Source organism: Erwinia billingiae Eb661 (genome assembly GCF_000196615.1).
GTDB lineage: Bacteria > Pseudomonadota > Gammaproteobacteria > Enterobacterales > Enterobacteriaceae > Erwinia > Erwinia billingiae.
The window spans coordinates 1,205,712-1,222,692 of sequence record NC_014306.1 but is presented as its reverse complement, the minus strand read 5'-3'; the positions used below and the strand labels follow the sequence as shown (position 1 = coordinate 1,222,692).

The window sequence follows — 16,981 nt, the reverse complement described above, 5'->3', positions numbered from 1 at the left end:
GGCCCTTTATCCACAAGGAACGCAGCGTCTAACCTGCGTCCGCGTAACGGGCATCCGCAACATGACGACGCGCCCAGATAGTTTGCGAAATCACCGCGGTCACGATCACGGCACCGCCAACAACTGCCTGAATTGTCGGCATTTCTCCGAGGAATATTGCCATCCATAACGGGGCCAGCGCCGTTTCCAGCAGCAGGAACAGACCGGCATTTGCCGGGGAAACGTAACGGGTTGATAAGGTGATCAAACCCATAGCCAACGGCATGATCAGCGCGCCTTCGGCCAGCGACCAGCCATATTGCGCAAAAGTCAGCGTTTTCAGACTAGCACTCAGTTCCGGGCCCATCCAAAGTGCAATCAGCAATGACGCCAGTAAGCCACCGAGAGACGGCAGTCCCACCGTGCCGCCTTTCACCCGCGACGTGAAGATAAAGGCCAGCGCCATCGACACCGCCGTAGCCAGCGCGTAGACGTTGGCGATCGCGTGATCGCCTGCCGCACGGCCAGACATCACGATGATCACCCCGACAATGCCCGCCAGCGCGGCGATCATTACGCTGCGATCGCTTTTGATCTTAAAGAACAGCCGACAGATCAACGCGGAAATAAACGGCGTCGAGGAGATAATCACCAGCACCGTCGCCACATTTCCCCGGTTCAGCGCATTAACGAAGCAGGCTGACGAGATACAGAAAAACAGCGTTGATAAGACGTTATCTTTGGTTAACCAGGGCTGGCCGAGCGTGCTGCGACTTTTCCCCCACAGCGCCCACACCAGCAGACAGATCCCCCACATAAAAACGCCACGCAGCGCGACAATCGTCCATGAGTCTTCGATATTCATCAGGCGGATAAACACCGAGTCGGTGCTGAGGATAATCCCGCCCAGGATGCCGATCATATTGCCGTTCAGCGGCAGAGTCTGTTTCATTCAGGGTTGCTCCCAAAGCTGAGTCAGATCCCGTTCGACCTGGCGGCTCATATCGACGGCCTTTTTGCCGTCTCCCCTTTCCCAGCACGAAAGCCTAAGAGTTTTCGAGTGGGCAAAGTAGCTGGCACCGGCGGCTTTCACCTGCTTTTGCAGCGCGTCGCTTAACGGCGGCACGTTAAAGCAGGCAAACGGCAACGCCGGATGGCTAATCGAAGTGAAATCCATCCCGGCGATGTCTTTCAGGGCTATCTTCATCACTTTCGCCACGTTATACGGCTGCCAGCTGGCGCTGCGAATATTGCCAATCGCTTCTTCCAGCGGTTTTGCTGAGGCGGTAGATTCTTCAAACAGACGCAGTTCGCTGCGCATCAGCGTACTGAAATGCTCCGGGCGCAGGGCAATGATCGCCAAACCAACGGTCAGCGAAGCATGCTTGTGCATCGGCGCGACAAAAATCGAACTCTTTTCAATCAGCTCGCTGTGCAGGTTAGTGGCGAAACTGTGGGAGGCATCCACCACGCCTTTGCCTTTACTGTCGTCGAGGCTGTTTACCGCGCCGGTGTAAGGATTGACGTGCGTGATAATCGGCACGTTGCCCGGCCCGGTAAATTGCGACGCCGGATGATGGAACAGTTCGCTCACCGGCTGGTAATGCGCATGCTTTGCCAGGCACAGCGTGGTCTCCTGCTTATGGAACAGGTGCGACAGGATCACCAGCCCAACCCGCACGGACTGGACGAAGAAAATATCGTACTCCTGCAGCTTATACAGGCGGGAAAGCTCTTCCCTTAATTCATCTCGTTGCATACGCGCTCGCTTAAAAAATTGCTCGCCGTGAACCGTCTGTAAATGGGGTGATAAGGAGGATGCGTCCATTAGTTAATCAACTCTTGCTGATAAAGCAGTGGCATAACGTTATCGCGGAAGATCGAACCCACCGCGATTTCACAAGGTGGCCTGCGGTAGTTAACCCAGGCAATTTCTTCAATTTCCGATCCGGCGCGCGGCTGGCCGGCGATCTCCACGTGATAAACGTGGTTCTCAATGGCCGTGGCCTCAAACTCCGCCAGGCCGTGAAACAGGCCAAAAGGCCGGAACGCTTTCACCTGCACACCCAGCTCTTCCTGCAGTTCGCGCTTCAGGCAGGCCAGATGATCTTCCCCAGCCAGCGGCTTGCCGCCAGGCGAGATAAAGGTGCTGGTCCCCCGCTTGCGGGTCAGCAACAAGGAACGCTGCCAGATGATAATGGCCGCACATTTCACGATAATTTTCATATCAGGCTCCGAAAAAGGACGTAACCCGAAGGTTACGTCGCATAAAGAGACCGTATCAGGCAGCGGCACTGGTCGTTTTACCCAGCAGCTGGGTGGTCAGGGTTTCGCCTGACAGGAAACGCACAATGTTGAGTGCCAGCGGGGTTTTGTCTTTCAGATATGCGAGGATCACTTCATCGCTTGGGGTGGAGAAGCTGTCAGCAAAGATGCTGATGCCTTCCAGCGATTTGGTGGAAATCCCGAGCTGCAGCAGGCGATATTTCACGTCATCCGCTGACTGTGCGAATTCATAGATCGGCGACTGATAGTTGATATCAAACTGCGCCATCATCTCCATCAGGAACGATTTCGCCACCTGCCGCTGCTCCGGGAACTCCATCTGATAATGGGTGATGCCATCGTTAATGGTGTTGATGTCGTTACGTCGACAGAAATCCACCAGATGGGCATGGATTGCCAGTTTCTCGCCCAATAACACCAGGTTTTTCCGGTATTTGAGGATATCGTCTTCCAGGTGTTCAATGGCGATGGAGCGGAATGCCCCGCTGATATCCGCCACCGTATGGTCAACCACCAAATCGCCAAAGCGGTTTTTCAGCTCATCAACCCGGTGCGATAAAATGCCACGATGCAGTGAACATCCACTGTTTCCTGACCAAAGATGCACAGGGATACCCTGTAACATCAGATAACACGCTGCCAGTGTGCTATCACGTCCACCGGTAAACATTACAAGCTGTGTTTTTACGGAATGCTGTGTTGTCATTTTCCTTTCCTTCACGTCGCTGTTGTATGTAATCGTGGGTTAATCCGGGGAGAGATGGCCGCCTCATGCGCTGCAGTTAAGAGCCTGCAGCTTTGTTTTCGGGCAGACCTCCCTGTCTGCGAAATCAGATTAGGTAAAACCGACTGGACTTTAAAATGATATAAACAGACACTTGCTGTTAGTTTTTCTCACAGAGCACTCTTATGTCAGGACTCCCCTCACTGCGCGCCCTGCGCTATTTTCATCAGGCCGCACTGCATCAGAATTTCAGTCTGGCGGCGCAGTCGCTGAGCGTGACCCACAGTGCGGTCAGCCATCAGATAAAACTGCTGGAAGAGTGGTTAGGGAAGCCGTTGTTTTTGCGGGCGAATGGTCGGGTACAGCTGACCTCTGACGGCGAGCGGCTGAAAGTTTGCTGTATGCACACCTTCCGTGAGATCGAAACCACCTGTGAGAAGATCCGCGCCAGAAACCTGAACAGCCTGACCGTCTCCTGCGCACCCAGCTTTCTCGCGCAGTGGCTGATCCCGAGGATCAGCCGGTTTACCGAGCGCCACAAAGATATTGCGCTGACGTTCCAGACCCATGTGGATATTGAGCGGGTGCGCAACGAACAGTCCGACCTGCTGATCCTCAGCCATGAACAGCTGGTGCAGGACGATATTGCCGCCACGCTTATCACCGTCGATTATATCGGCCCGGTCTGCGCGCCCTCGTTCAGCAACCGCTTTACCTATGAAACGGACTTCTCCACCCTGCCGCTGCTGCACGCGGATACCAAGCTGCATGCCTGGGCTGAATGGGCGAAGAAAACCGGCGCACGGGGCGATTTCTGGGCAGGAAAGCACTTTGATAATCTGACGCTGGCGATCCAGGCAGCCCGCAATGGGTTGGGGATTATTATGACGCCGCAGATCCTGGTGAAAAAAGAGATCCGTGAGGGATCGCTGATCGCGCCGCTGGGCTTTGCCGAGGTCGACAGGGCAACCTGGATGATGGTTAAGGCGTCACGCAAGGAAGAGCGGGAGATCGAACTGTTTCGCCGCTGGCTGTTAGAAGAAGCGGCCATGGTGGGATAGAACGGCAGAAAAGAAAAAGGGGCGAATCGCTTCGCCCCCTGGTGATGACAGTGCCAGTAGGATGCCTTACGCCAGCAGCAGCTGGTTCATGCGGCGGATAAACTGGTTGGGATCTTCCAGCGTGCCGCGTTCAGCCAGCATCGCCTGATCGAGCAGCAGCTCAACCCACTCCGCAAAGTGCGTATCGTCCTGGGTCTCCGCCGTGCGTTTCACCAGCGCATGGTCCGGGTTCAGCTCAAACAGATACTTCACTTCCGGCACGGCCTGGCCCGCAGCGGCAAACAGCTTCGCCATCTGGGTGCTCATGTCGTTGGCTTCAGTGGTGACGATAGCCGGCGTGTCGGTCAGACGGTGCGTCAGACGCACTTCCTTCACGCGATCGCCCAGCAGCGTTTTCACGCGCTCAACAAACGGCTCAAGCGCCTTTTCGGCTTCTTTCTGCTCTTCGCTCTCTTCGTCGGCCAGCTTGCTCAGATCCTGATCGTCTTTGCTGACGGACTGGAACTGTTTGCCACCGAACTCGGTGAGGTAGCTCATCATCCACTCATCGATACGATCGGAGAGCAACAGCACTTCGATACCTTTTTTGCGGAACAGCTCCAGGTGCGGGCTGCTCTTCGCGGCGGCATAGCTGTCGGCCGTGATGTAGTAAATCTTGTCCTGACCTTCGACCATGCGGCTGACGTAATCTTCCAGCGACACCTTCTGCGCAGAACCTTCGCTGCTGGTGCTGGCGAAACGCAGCAGTTTAGCGATAGTTTCGCCATTGGCGCTGTCTTCAGCCGGGCCTTCTTTCAACACCAGACCGAATTGCTGCCAGAACTGCTGATATTTCTCTTCGTCGTCCTTCGCCACTTTCTCCAGCATCTGCAGCGCACGCTTGCTCAGCGCGTTGCGCAGGTTTTGGGTAATGCGGCTGTCCTGCAGGATCTCACGGGAGACGTTCAGCGGCAGATCGCTGGAATCTATCAGGCCGCGCACAAAGCGCAGATAGTTCGGCATAAACTGCTCGGCGTCATCCATGATGAATACGCGCTGCACGTACAGTTTCAGGCCGTGCTTGTGGTCGCGATTCCACATATCAAACGGCGCCTGGGTTGGGATATACAGCAGGCTGGTATATTCCTGCTTCCCTTCCACGCGGTTGTGGCTCCAGGTCAGGGGATCGGCGTAGTCATGAGAAACGTGCTTGTAAAACTCTTTGTATTCGTCTTCGCTGACTTCCGACTTGTTACGCGTCCACAGCGCCTGGGCTTTGTTGATCTTTTCCCAGCTGGTGGTGTCGTCTTCTTCGTTGTGGCTTTCGATTTCTACCGGCAACGCGATGTGGTCAGAATATTTGCTGATGATGCTGCGCACACGCCAGGCATCAAGGAACTCGTCTTCACCTTCACGCAGATGCAGGGTGATTTCCGTGCCACGGTCTTCTTTAGTGATGTCGGCCAGGGTGTATTCGCCCTCACCGGCCGATTCCCAGAACACGCCTTCGTCAGCCGTTGCGCCAGCCGCACGCGTGCGCACGGTGACCTTGTCCGCCACGATAAATGCCGAGTAGAAACCGACACCGAACTGACCGATCAGCTGGCTGTCTTTCGCCTGGTCGGAACCCATCGATTCAAGGAAAGATTTGGTGCCTGATTTGGCAATGGTGCCCAGGTTTTCAATGACTTCGTCACGCGTCATACCGATGCCGTTATCGCTCAGCGTCAGCGTGCGGTTGTCCTTATCAACGGAAACCCGTACGCGCAAGTCGCCATCGCCCTGATAGAGATCCGGCGTGGAAAGCGCGCGGAAACGCAGCTTGTCAGCGGCATCAGATGCGTTGGAGATCAGCTCGCGCAGGAAGATTTCTTTGTTTGAATAGAGGGAATGGATCATCAGGTGCAGAAGCTGTTTTACCTCTGACTGGAAGCCACGCGTCTCTTGTCCTTTCATGGTCATTGCTACCTCAACTAATACGGATGGATATACGTTGAGAAGTAGAGTGGGGGCAAACAACAGGATTTCAAGCAGGCACGACGGATCGTGCCGTTGAATGGTTAGAATCTAATCTTGTGGCGTCCGGCCAGAGAGTGCGACAGCGTGGTGCCATCGACCATTTCCAGCTCACCACCGACCGGCACGCCGTGGGCGATGCGGCTGGCGTCAACGCCATACTGCCCGCACATTTCAGCGATGTAGTTGGCGGTTGCCTCCCCTTCCACCGTGGGGTTGGTGGCGAGGATAACTTCCTGAATAGACTCTTTTTCCAGCCGTTGCTCCAGCCGATCCAGACCAATGTCATTGGGACCAATGCCATCGAGCGGTGAAAGGTGGCCCATCAGCACAAAGTAGCGGCCGGCAAATTGCCCGGTCTGCTCAATGGCATGAATATCGGCCGGGCTTTCCACGATGCAAATCAGACCATTTTGCTGACGACGTGGATTAGCGCAGATGGTGCAGATTTCCTGCTCGGTAAAGGTCCGGCAGTCGGAACAATGACCAATTTCAGACATCGCACGCGTCAACGCCTGAGCCAGACGCATACCGCCACTGCGATCGCGCTGCAAAAGCTGAAAAGCCATACGCTGGGCCGATTTCGGCCCAACGCCTGGCAGGCAGCGCAGCGACTCCATCAAACTTTCAAGGAGCGGGCTGGTCTGCATCAGAACGGCATCTTGAAGCCAGGTGGCAACTGCATACCGTTAGACACACCGGCCATTTTCTCTTTCTGCACTTCCGCAATGCGACGTGCCGCATCGTTGAAGGCTGCAGCAACCAGATCTTCCAGCATGTCTTTGTCATCGTCGAACAGGCTTGGATCGACTTCAACACGACGGCAGTTATGTGCACCGTTGATGGTGACTTTCACCAGGCCTGCGCCTGATTCACCGGTGACTTCCATTGCCGCGATCTCTTCCTGAACCTGGCCCATCTTGTCTTGCATTTGCTGGGCCTGTTTCATCAGGTTACCCAGTCCGCCTTTTCCAAACATAGTTTTTCTCTCTCAGATCGGGCCGCATACCGCCAAAGCGATAATGCAGCGTTTCAAAGGGGGCGAATGCTCTCTTCATCCACGTCTGCATCGAAGAACCGACGCAGCGTCTGAATATGATTATCCGCAATAATCGACTGACGCGCCTGCGCCAGTTTCTCTTCGTAAATCGCCTGACGCCATTCCAGCGGCGTTAACACCGCGGGATTATCATCTTCTACCAGTGTCAGTTCAACCGGCTGACCGGAGACGGCACTTAATGCTTCCGTCAGCACCTTCTGCGCTGAGGGGGAATTCAGGTGGCGCTGGCTGGAGCGAAGGTGCAGGCAAATGCCGCTCTCCGTCTGCTCTTTCCAGGCGCTCAGCGCCATTTGCTGCACCAGCTTCGGTAACGTCAACTGCGCAATCTCTGCCGCCCAGGCGTCCCGCAACAGCGATTCTGCGGCCAGTTTGGCCATCAGCTCCGGGGTTTTCTCATGCTCCAGTGCGGTGCGCAACGCTTTTGGCGTGGCAACCGGCTCGGGGATCGCGTCTTCCTGCGTCTGCGCCTTCCAGCGATACGCCTCTTCTTTTACCGGCGCGGCGGGTTCAGCGGCAAGCTGCCGCTTCTGGCCGCGCTCGGTAACTGAAGCCAACCGCTCCAGTGCCGAACTTGCCGGCCGCGCACGTTGCGCTGCCGGCTCATCCTTTTTTGGTTTGGTCGCTCCCTGTTGGCGCATCAACTGTGTTCGCGCCAGCAGCAGCTGGTTGGTCGTATCGGGCATGTTCCCCGGCGCTTCCGCGTCCTGCACGGTATGGGCAGGCGTGGTGGCCGCCGGTGGCGTTGGCGTTGCCGCCTGTGGTGCCACAGGTTGGGCCTGCGGCATCATGGACGGACGCGCGACCGGCTCCGCAATCACCTGTTTAGGGTGAAAAGCCAGCGCACGCAGCAGCGTCATTTCCACGCCCATGCGGCGATCCGGGGCCAGCGGCAGCTCTTTGCGGCCCACCAGCAGCGTCTGATAATAGAGCTGCACATCGGGCGGTGGCAGCACGCGGGCCAGTTCACGCAGGCGCTGTTCAACGGCGGCGTAATCATCACCCAGCGCCGAAGGCAGCAGCTGGATCATCGCCACGCGGTGCAGCAAGGTCAGCATTTCAACCAGCAGCGCTTCCCACTCCACGCCACGGGAAGCCGCCTGATTCAGCAGCGACATCACCTGCTCGCCTTCCGCATTGACCAGCGCTTCGATCAGCGCCAGCGGCTGTTCATCATCCAGCGTGCCGAGCATGGCGTTGACCGTCACGGTGGTGACCTGTCCCTGCCCCATGGCAATCGCCTGATCGGCCAGGCTCAGCGCATCACGCATGCTGCCATCAGCCGCACGGGCTAATAGCTGGAGCGAACGCGGCTCAGCCTCAATTTTTTCTTCCTGCAGCACATGCTGAAGCTGACCGCGGATCTGTTCGACATCCAGTGCTTTCAGATGGAACTGCAGGCAGCGCGACAGAATCGTCACCGGCAGCTTTTGCGGATCGGTGGTCGCCAGCAGGAATTTGACGTGCTCAGGCGGCTCTTCCAGCGTCTTTAACAGCGCATTGAAGCTGTGACGGGAAAGCATGTGCACTTCATCAATCAGGTAAACTTTGAAGCGGCCACGCGCAGGGGCGTACTGGACGTTATCCAGCAGGTCTCGCGTGTCTTCAACTTTGGTACGTGAGGCGGCATCAATCTCAATCAGATCAACGAAACGCCCCTGTTCGATTTCACGACAGTTATCACACTGACCACACGGGGTCGCCGTAATGCCGGTTTCGCAATTCAGTCCTTTCGCCAACAGGCGGGCAATAGTGGTCTTTCCCACACCTCGGGTGCCGGAAAACAGATAAGCGTGATGGATGCGGCCGAGCGACAGGCCATTAGCCAGCGCTGTCAGGACATGCTCCTGACCGACGACATCAGTAAACGCTTGTGGACGCCACTTGCGGGCCAGTACCTGATAGCTCATTAATTCGCGGGATGTGTTGAGTGAACCGGAGGGTAATGCTAACACAGCCCCACCTTTACGGCGAGGCTGAAGGTTGCGGGATCAGTGCCCGGGGAAGTTAACGAGGCTGAAGGAGTCGATCCCCATCGCCTTCAGGCGGGCTTCACCGCTCAGGTCGAACAGATTGATAATGAAAGCGGCATCTTTCACTTCGCCACCGGCACGGCGGATCAGTTTCACCGTTGCTTCGATGGTGCCACCGGTCGCCAGCAAATCGTCGACCATCAGCACGGTATCGCCAGGGCCGATGGCATCGCAATGCAGTTCCAGCTGGTCGGTGCCGTATTCCAGCTCATAGCTTTCGGCGAAAGTTTTACGGGGCAGTTTGCCCGGCTTACGCACGGGAACAAAGCCCACACCCAGACCTAACGCCACCGGCGCGCCGAACAGGAAGCCACGGGCTTCAGTGCCGACCACTTTGGTGATCCCCTTGTCACGATAGCGTTCAACCAACAGTTCAATACTGAGTGCAAACGCGGTGGGATCTTCCAGCAGGCTGGTCACGTCACGAAACAGAATGCCCGGCTTAGGGTAATCCGGGATGCTTTTGATACTGTTTTTAAGGAATTCAAGCTGCTGAGCAGTCGCGGTCATAGTGTTATGCCTGGTAAATACAAATCTGACTCGCGCAGCTTCATCTGCACTGACACTCTGTCACAGGGCAAAAAGAGAACGTCAGGGGAAGCTACGCACGAAAACGACCAAATCTATGCAAACCGTCGGGCAATTGCAACCATACACCGCAAAATCACGGCTTTTCTTGCGGATCCTCAACAACCGGGAGCCTGAGCATAAAGAGGATCAGGATGCAGAGCAGACAGACTAACAATAGCCGCACCCAGAGAATGTTGACCAGCCACAGAGAAACCGCAAAGGTGATGACGGTAAACACCACCATGCGCCCTTTCGCTTTGGGCGGCAGCGCCCGATGCTTCTGCCAGTGGCGTAAGTAAGGGCCAAACAGCGAACGGTGCAGCAACCAGTGGTGGAAGCGTGGAGAGGATCGGGCAAAGCACCAGGCCGCCAGTAACAGAAAGGGCGTAGTCGGTAATAACGGTAAAATTACGCCAAGTGTCGCCAGCGCCATCGCTAACCAGCCAATAATCAGTAGAATGATCCGCTTCATTGCTCTACATCCCTCCCTCACACGAGGTGAGACTAGCATAATCAGGGCAATGCCTGGAGATCGAAGATGAAAAGTGCCCTTATGCTGGAGCAGTTAGCCTCCCGGCTGGAGCAGCTGGCTGAAGCCGTCGAGCCTCACCGCAATAAACGGACGCCCAAAGCGCGTTTTGATGCCCAGTTATTTCATTCTCACAGCACCCGGTTGGGAGATTATTTGCTGGAGATCAGGGAGAGCCTGAAAATGCTCAACCAGAGCGTTGCCGACCAGCGCACCGAGCGTGTGGCCTGGCTGGCCGAGCGCGTGGTGCTGCAAATCAGCGCCTTGCAACGGGAGCTGGCCACGCAGACCTTGCGTAAAGGCGAAGCCGTTGCTGAACCGGTCAGTGAGAACCTCTACGAAAAGTTGGCGAAACATCAGGATTACGAACGGCGGCTGCGGGATATGATTACCGATCGCGAAAGTCAGCTGGCGAAATGCGAAACGCTGGTCCAACAGCAAAACCTGCAGCGGGAAATTGCGGCGCAGGAAGGACGTCTGCAACGTTGCCTGCAAGCCACTAAGCGTATCGAGCGCGCCATTGAAAAGCGTGAACACTAGCTATACTTGGATAAAATTTCATTCTGGGTAGAAAAGATGGGACTTCTTTCGTGGATTATCATCGGCTTGCTGGTCGGTTTTTTAACCCGGCGCTTTTTCCCCGGCCGGCCAGGCGGGCTGATCCCAACGCTGGTGCTGGCGGTGGTTGGTGCGCTGATCGGCGGCTACGTCGGGATGTTCTTTAACTACGGCACGCTGTCAGAAATCGAGCCACGCGCGCTGCTGATCGCCATCGCTGGCGCGCTGTTGATGGTTCTGTTGGTAAAAAAACTGCGTATTTAATGCCTTATTCGGCTATCAGAGGAAATTGCTATGTCACTGGAAAATGCGCCTGCAGAAGTTAAGCTGGCGGTGGATCTGATCATGCTGCTGGAAGAGAATGCTATCGCGCCGCAAACGGTATTGGCCGCGCTGGCGATGGTGCAGAAAGATTTTGAAGCCAAATTAGCGACTGAACAGCCGGCTGAAAAAGGTTAATGCGCCCGGGTCCGCAGCGCTGGACTGTGCAGAAGCATGTCGATCAATACCTCCACCAGCTGTGGCGCATCGGCTGCTAAATCAAAGCTTTCCGGCATAAATAGCCAGTTTTCCATAATCCCGGTGATGTAAGCTCGCATCACGACCGCGGTGCGTCGGGTGTCGAGTTCAACAGGAAGTTGCCCAGCTTCAATGCACTGACGGAGGACCTCTTCAATCTTCTCGTAACACTCAAGATACAGAGTTTGTTGCATCATCTGTAAAGTGGTCATTTCACCCACAAACTCACATTTATGAAAAATAATTTCCAGAAGTGAGCGTCTGCGCTGGTCCCTTGCCGTGGCTTCAAGGACATAGGTAATCATTGCACGCATAACGGAGAGTGGATCGGAAGGGTATTTTAATTGATACTCAAGCTCTAAGTCTTCCAGTCCTGATTCGGACTGTGCCCAGATTTCATTTAGCAAGTCAGCTTTGTTTTTGAAATGCCAGTAAATTGCACCACGCGTCACGCCAGCCGCAGTCGCGATATCGGCCAGTGATGTTTTGGATACGCCATGCTCGGAAAATCTGCCAATTGCCGCATCAATGATGTGATTTCGCGTTTCTAACGCCTGTTGTTTGGTTTTTCGTGCCATAGGGTGACTTTTACAAAAGGGTGCACTTACATACATTTGCGAATGTATGTAACATACCACGACCATAATTTAAACGCAGCAATGGGTTTATGGGTTTGTGATCCATTGAACAATCGAAATCGGATACTCGAGGTTTATTTATGAACAAAAACAGAGGGTTAACGCCTCTGGCGGCCGTTCTGATGCTTTCAGGCAGCATTATGCTGACAGGATGTGATAACAAAGAAGCGCAGCAGGCCGGACAGCAAAAACCACCCGAAGTGGGTGTTGTAACGCTTAAAAACGCGCCATTGCAGATCACCACCGACCTTCCAGGTCGCACCTCATCATTCCGTATTGCAGAAGTTCGCCCACAGGTTTCGGGCATTATTTTGAAACGTAATTTCGTGGAAGGGAGCGACATTAAGGCAGGACAATCTCTTTACCAGATCGATCCCGCAACCTATCAGGCTGCGTATGACAGTGCCAAAGGTGATTTAGCGCAGGCTGTGGCCAACGCGCAAATTGCTGCGGTGACCGTTAAACGTTATCAGCCGCTGCTGGGTACCAAGTACATCAGTCAGCAGGATTATGACACGGCGAAAGCCACCGAAAGTCAGACGGCAGCTGCCGTTCAGGCTGCGAAAGCCAACGTTGAAACCGCGCGTATTAATCTGGCCTACACCAAAGTGACCTCCCCTATCAGTGGTCGCATTGGTAAATCTTCCGTCACGGAAGGTGCACTGGTTCAGAGCGCGCAAACCACCGCACTGGCTACCGTGCAACAGCTTGATCCTATCTATGTGGACGTCACACAGTCGAGTGAAGACTTTATGCGCCTGCGTGATGAACTGAACTCCGGCAAGCTCCAGCAGGCTAACGGCAAGGCTCAGGTCAAACTTCTTCTGCAAAATGGTAGCGAATACGCTCAGGGCGGAACATTAGAATTCTCTGATGTCACCGTTGATGAGACGACGGGCTCCATCACGCTGCGTGCCGTGTTCCCTAACCCGGACCACTCACTGCTGCCAGGAATGTTTGTTCGTGCCCGTCTGGAAGAGGGAACCAACCCAAGCGCGCTGTTAGTGCCTCAGCAGGCGGTTACTCGTACGCCAACGGGCCAGGCATCGGCGATGGTGATTGGTGCAGATAATAAAGTAGAAGTCCGCACTCTGACGGCTGAGCAGGCTATCGGCGATAAATGGCTGGTGACCAGTGGTCTGAAAGAAGGCGATAAGGTGATTACCGTTGGATTGCAGAGAGCCAAACCTGGCGCTCAGGTTACTCCACAGGAAGTCACTGCAGATGAAGCCAAACAGGCTGGATCTGAACAACCTAAGTCTTAAACAGGAGCCGCTGATACATGGCTAAGTTCTTTATCGATCGCCCCATTTTTGCGTGGGTAATCGCCATCATCATCATGCTGATGGGCGTGCTGTCGATTCTAAAACTGCCGATTGAGCAATATCCTAATGTTGCTCCGCCGGCCGTTCAGATTCGCGCTGTTTACCCTGGTGCCGATGCGAAAACACTGCAGGACTCCGTCACGCAGGTTATTGAACAAAACATGAATGGTATCGATGGCCTGATGTACATGTCATCGAACAGTGATTCTTCCGGTACGTTGCAGTTGACTCTGACCTTCCAGTCAGGGACCGACCCGGATATCGCGCAGGTTCAGGTGCAGAACAAACTGCAGCTGGCGACACCATTACTGCCACAAGAAGTGCAGCAGCAGGGGATCCAGGTTCAGAAATCCTCCAGCAGCTTCCTGATGGTGGCCGGTTTTGTGAGTAAAGATGGCAGCATGAATCAGAATGATATTTCTGACTATGTGGCCTCTAACATTAAGGATCCAATCAGTCGTACGCTGGGTGTCGGCGATACGCAGATCTTCGGTGCGCAGTATGCGATGCGTATCTGGATGGATCCGCACAAGCTGAATAACTATCAGCTGACCCCGGTAGATGTGATTAGCGCCATTGACTCACAGAACTCCCAGGTCGCTGCAGGTCAGCTCGGCGGCTCTCCACCGGTGCCAGGCCAGCAGCTGAACGCCTCGATCATTGCTCAGACCCGTCTGACCTCGACCGATGAGTTCGGCAAGATCCTGCTGAAAGTGAATGCGGATGGTTCGCGTGTTCTGCTGAAAGATGTGGCACGCATTGAGCTCGGCGGTGAAAACTACGAGATCATTGCGCGCTATAACGGCAAGCCTGCGTCCGGTATCGGTATCAAACTGGCGACCGGCGCTAACGCCCTGGACACCGCGGCAGCCGTTAAGGATGAGCTGAAAAAGCTGGAACCGTTCTTCCCGTCAGGGATGGAAACCGTCTATCCGTACGACACCACGCCGTTTGTTAAAATCTCCATCATTGAAGTGGTGAAAACCCTGATTGAGGCGATTGTGCTGGTGTTTATCGTGATGTATCTGTTCCTGCAGAACTTCCGTGCCACGCTGATCCCGACTATCGCCGTTCCGGTGGTTCTGTTGGGAACTTTCGCCATTATTAGTGCTTTCGGTTATTCGATAAACACCCTAACGATGTTCGGGATGGTGTTGGCGATAGGCCTGTTGGTAGATGATGCCATCGTCGTGGTCGAGAACGTCGAACGCGTGATGGTTGAAGAGGGCCTACCGCCGAAAGAAGCCACCAAGAAGTCAATGGAGCAGATCCAGGGTGCCCTGGTGGGTATCGCGCTGGTGCTGTCTGCGGTATTTATCCCGATGGCCTTCTTTGGCGGCTCGACCGGGGTTATCTACCGTCAGTTCTCGATCACTATCGTCTCGGCAATGGTGCTGTCGGTAATTGTTGCCCTGGTGCTGACGCCAGCGCTGTGCGCAACGATGCTGAAGCCGGTTAAGAAAGGCGACCACGGTAAAACCACCGGGTTCTTCGGCTGGTTCAACCGTATGTTCGATAAGAGTACCAACCACTATACCAACAGCGTGGGTCATATCATCCGTAGCACGGGTCGCTATCTGGTGATTTACCTGCTGATCGTGGTGGGCATGGCGTACCTGTTCATTCAGCTTCCGACCTCCTTCCTGCCGGAAGAAGACCAGGGCCTGCTGTTGGCACAGGCACAGTTACCTGCGGGCGCGACTCAGGAACGTACTGAGAAAGTTCTCGACCAGGTGACTGACTACTTCCTGACCAAGGAAAATGACAACGTTAAATCCGTCTTTACCGTTAACGGCTTTGGTTTTGCGGGACGTGGTCAGAACACCGGTATCGCCTTCGTCAGCCTTAAACCGTGGGACGAGCGTTCAGGTGCAGCGAACAAAGTTGACGGGATTGCCGGACGTGCCATGAAGGCGTTCAGCGAAATCAAAGATGCCATGGTTATTCCGTTTAACCTGCCGGCGATTATCGAATTGGGTAACGCCACCGGCTTCGACTTTGAACTGATTGACCAGGGTAACCTGGGTCACGATGCGCTGACTCAGGCCCGTAATCAGCTGTTGGGCATGGTTGCCAAGCATCCTGATGTGTTGGTTGGCGTGCGCCCGAACGGACTGGAAGATACACCACAGTACAAGCTGATGATTGATCAGGAGAAAGCAGAAGCCCTCGGCGTCTCAATCTCTGACATCAACACCACGCTGGGTGCATCGTGGGGTGGATCTTACGTCAACGACTTCATCGACCGCGGTCGTGTGAAGAAAGTGTACGTAATGGGTGAAGCGGATTCCCGTATGTTACCGGACGACATCAACAAATGGTTCGTCCGTAACTCTAGTGGAACCATGGTGCCGTTCTCCGCCTTCGCATCTGCCAAATGGCAGTATGGTTCGCCACGACTGGAACGCTACAACGGTCTGCCTTCAATGGAGATCCTGGGGCAACCGGCACCGGGCAAGAGCTCGGGTGAAGCGATGGGCCTGATGGAGCAAATCGCTTCTCAGCTCCCTTCAGGGATCGGCTATGACTGGACGGGAATGTCGTATCAGGAACGTTTGTCTGGTAACCAGGCACCGGCTCTGTACGCCATCTCGTTAATTGTGGTCTTCCTCTGTCTGGCGGCCTTGTACGAGAGCTGGTCGATTCCATTCTCGGTGATGCTGGTGGTCCCGCTTGGGGTTATTGGGGCACTGATCTTTACCACCGTTCGCGGACTCAGTAATGACGTCTACTTCGTGGTAGGCCTGCTGACAACCATTGGGCTGTCGGCGAAGAATGCGATATTAATCGTAGAATTCGCCAAGGACCTTATGGAGAAGGAAGGCAAAGGTCTGGTCGAATCGACGCTTGAAGCCGTTCGTATGCGTCTGCGTCCAATCCTGATGACCTCGCTGGCCTTTATCCTCGGCGTATTGCCACTGACGATCAGTACCGGTGCAGGTTCCGGTGCGCAGAATGCGGTGGGTACCGGGGTAATGGGCGGCATGGTGACCGCAACGCTGTTCGCTATCTTCTTCGTGCCGGTCTTCTTTGTGGTGGTTCGCCGCCGCTTCGGCAAGAACAAAGAAGAGCTGGAACAGGGTCATCCTGTAGAGCACAACCCGCACTAATCAGCATTTGATTGCTGTACTGAGAGGCCGCTAATGCGGCCTCTTTTTTTTGCCCTTCTCCCCTGCCTCTCTTTTCCAGTTGCAATTCGCTCAGCGCACGCGCATAATTATTGTTATGTTATAACATTACTTATTTGAGTGAGGATTTATGAAACAAGGTATTCATCCGGCTTACCGCACCGTGGCGTTCCACGATACCAGCGCAGACACCTACTTCGTGGTCGGTTCAACCATCAAAACCGATCGCACTATCGAGCTGGAGGGCAAAGTGCTGCCTTACGTCCCGCTGGACGTCTCTTCAGCGTCTCATGCTTATTACACCGGTAAGCAGAAAGACTTTGCCAAAGAAGGCAGCGCGCATCGCTTTAATCAGCGCTTTGGTCGCTTCTTTACTTCATCTTTAGATAAATAAGGCGTCATCATGCAGGTATTAAGCTCGCTGGCGTCGGCCAAGAAACGCCATAAAGACTGCAAAGTTGTCCGCCGTCATGGTCGTGTCTACGTTATCTGTAAAAGTAACCCGCGCTTTAAAGCGGTTCAGGGTGGCAAGAAAAAGCGCTGATCTGTTCAGCACTGAAAAAGCGGGCCGCAATCATT

The 16,981-nt window shown here is 54.8% G+C and carries 19 protein-coding genes and 1 other annotated feature; of the genes, 8 read left to right on the top strand and 11 right to left on the bottom strand.

What is annotated here, in order from left to right; all coding sequences use genetic code 11:
* Positions 1–28 precede the first annotated feature (28 nt).
* From EBC_RS06935 to EBC_RS06920, 4 genes are read right to left on the bottom strand one after another with little or no spacing between them, the layout of a single operon-like run.
* On the bottom strand, positions 29–931 hold the full coding sequence (locus tag EBC_RS06935) for a DMT family transporter (RefSeq protein WP_013201080.1): 903 nt from the start codon (positions 929–931) through the stop codon (positions 29–31).
* A complete protein-coding gene (locus tag EBC_RS06930; RefSeq protein WP_013201079.1) occupies positions 932–1,807 on the bottom strand; it encodes a DUF6024 family protein in 876 nt (291 codons plus the stop codon).
* On the bottom strand, positions 1,807–2,205 hold the full coding sequence (locus EBC_RS06925; RefSeq protein WP_013201078.1) for an NUDIX hydrolase: 399 nt from the start codon (positions 2,203–2,205) through the stop codon (positions 1,807–1,809). Before EBC_RS06925 ends, EBC_RS06930 begins: the two co-directional genes overlap by 1 nt.
* A gap of 55 nt (positions 2,206–2,260) precedes the next feature.
* Positions 2,261–2,971 carry a hypothetical protein gene (locus EBC_RS06920; protein WP_041691927.1) on the bottom strand — a complete coding sequence of 237 codons (711 nt, stop codon included), beginning with the start codon at positions 2,969–2,971 and terminating at the stop codon, positions 2,261–2,263.
* A 203-nt stretch (positions 2,972–3,174) separates the two neighbouring features.
* On the opposite strand from EBC_RS06920, the gene EBC_RS06915 reads away from it, so the two are divergent.
* Complete coding sequence (locus tag EBC_RS06915) at positions 3,175–4,050, top strand: LysR substrate-binding domain-containing protein (protein WP_013201076.1); 876 nt, start codon at positions 3,175–3,177, stop codon at positions 4,048–4,050.
* Between the two features lie 66 nt (positions 4,051–4,116).
* On the opposite strand, the gene htpG is transcribed toward EBC_RS06915, so the two are convergent.
* The 6 genes from htpG to EBC_RS06885 form a co-directional block, all read right to left on the bottom strand.
* Positions 4,117–5,991, bottom strand: coding sequence for a molecular chaperone HtpG (gene htpG / locus EBC_RS06910; RefSeq protein ID WP_013201075.1), 1,875 nt, complete (start codon positions 5,989–5,991; stop codon positions 4,117–4,119).
* A 98-nt stretch (positions 5,992–6,089) separates the two neighbouring features.
* A complete protein-coding gene (gene recR, locus EBC_RS06905) occupies positions 6,090–6,695 on the bottom strand; it encodes a recombination mediator RecR (RefSeq protein WP_013201074.1) in 606 nt (201 codons plus the stop codon).
* A complete protein-coding gene (locus EBC_RS06900) occupies positions 6,695–7,024 on the bottom strand; it encodes a YbaB/EbfC family nucleoid-associated protein (RefSeq protein ID WP_013201073.1) in 330 nt (109 codons plus the stop codon). Before EBC_RS06900 ends, recR begins: the two co-directional genes overlap by 1 nt.
* A gap of 53 nt (positions 7,025–7,077) precedes the next feature.
* On the bottom strand, positions 7,078–9,012 hold the full coding sequence (gene dnaX, locus EBC_RS06895; RefSeq protein ID WP_013201072.1) for a DNA polymerase III subunit gamma/tau: 1,935 nt from the start codon (positions 9,010–9,012) through the stop codon (positions 7,078–7,080).
* Positions 7,675–7,736: a sequence feature (DnaX frameshifting element), on the bottom strand. Its footprint overlaps the gene before it by 62 nt.
* Positions 9,013–9,093: 81 nt before the next feature.
* On the bottom strand, positions 9,094–9,645 hold the full coding sequence (gene apt, locus EBC_RS06890) for an adenine phosphoribosyltransferase (RefSeq protein WP_013201071.1): 552 nt from the start codon (positions 9,643–9,645) through the stop codon (positions 9,094–9,096).
* A gap of 154 nt (positions 9,646–9,799) precedes the next feature.
* Positions 9,800–10,177, bottom strand: a complete 378-nt coding sequence (locus EBC_RS06885; protein ID WP_013201070.1) for a DUF454 family protein — start codon at positions 10,175–10,177, stop codon at positions 9,800–9,802.
* A gap of 66 nt (positions 10,178–10,243) precedes the next feature.
* Between EBC_RS06885 and priC the strand changes: the two genes are divergently transcribed.
* From priC to rsmS, 3 genes are read left to right on the top strand one after another with little or no spacing between them, the layout of a single operon-like run.
* The gene (gene priC, locus EBC_RS06880) at positions 10,244–10,774 is read left to right on the top strand and encodes a primosomal replication protein PriC (RefSeq protein WP_013201069.1); all 531 of its coding nucleotides are present in this window, start codon (positions 10,244–10,246) and stop codon (positions 10,772–10,774) included.
* 36 nt (positions 10,775–10,810) lie between these two features.
* Positions 10,811–11,056 (top strand): GlsB/YeaQ/YmgE family stress response membrane protein, encoded by a 246-nt coding sequence (locus tag EBC_RS06875; RefSeq protein ID WP_013201068.1) that lies wholly within the window; start codon positions 10,811–10,813, stop codon positions 11,054–11,056.
* A gap of 30 nt (positions 11,057–11,086) precedes the next feature.
* Entirely contained in the window at positions 11,087–11,251 is a 165-nt protein-coding gene (gene rsmS, locus EBC_RS24795; protein ID WP_013201067.1) for a pleiotropic regulatory protein RsmS, read from the top strand.
* On the opposite strand, the gene acrR is transcribed toward rsmS, so the two are convergent.
* Positions 11,248–11,889 (bottom strand): multidrug efflux transporter transcriptional repressor AcrR, encoded by a 642-nt coding sequence (gene acrR / locus EBC_RS06870; protein ID WP_013201066.1) that lies wholly within the window; start codon positions 11,887–11,889, stop codon positions 11,248–11,250. The two genes, rsmS and acrR, sit on opposite strands and share 4 nt — an antisense overlap.
* Positions 11,890–12,029: 140 nt before the next feature.
* On the opposite strand from acrR, the gene EBC_RS06865 reads away from it, so the two are divergent.
* From EBC_RS06865 to ykgO, 4 genes are all read left to right on the top strand, one after another.
* Entirely contained in the window at positions 12,030–13,214 is a 1,185-nt protein-coding gene (locus tag EBC_RS06865) for an efflux RND transporter periplasmic adaptor subunit (RefSeq protein ID WP_013201065.1), read from the top strand.
* A gap of 17 nt (positions 13,215–13,231) precedes the next feature.
* The gene (locus EBC_RS06860; RefSeq protein ID WP_013201064.1) at positions 13,232–16,384 is read left to right on the top strand and encodes a multidrug efflux RND transporter permease subunit AcrB; all 3,153 of its coding nucleotides are present in this window, start codon (positions 13,232–13,234) and stop codon (positions 16,382–16,384) included.
* A 148-nt stretch (positions 16,385–16,532) separates the two neighbouring features.
* Positions 16,533–16,796 (top strand): type B 50S ribosomal protein L31, encoded by a 264-nt coding sequence (locus EBC_RS06855; RefSeq protein ID WP_013201063.1) that lies wholly within the window; start codon positions 16,533–16,535, stop codon positions 16,794–16,796.
* Positions 16,797–16,805: 9 nt separating this feature from the next.
* A complete protein-coding gene (gene ykgO, locus EBC_RS06850) occupies positions 16,806–16,946 on the top strand; it encodes a type B 50S ribosomal protein L36 (protein ID WP_013201062.1) in 141 nt (46 codons plus the stop codon).
* Positions 16,947–16,981 lie beyond the last annotated feature (35 nt).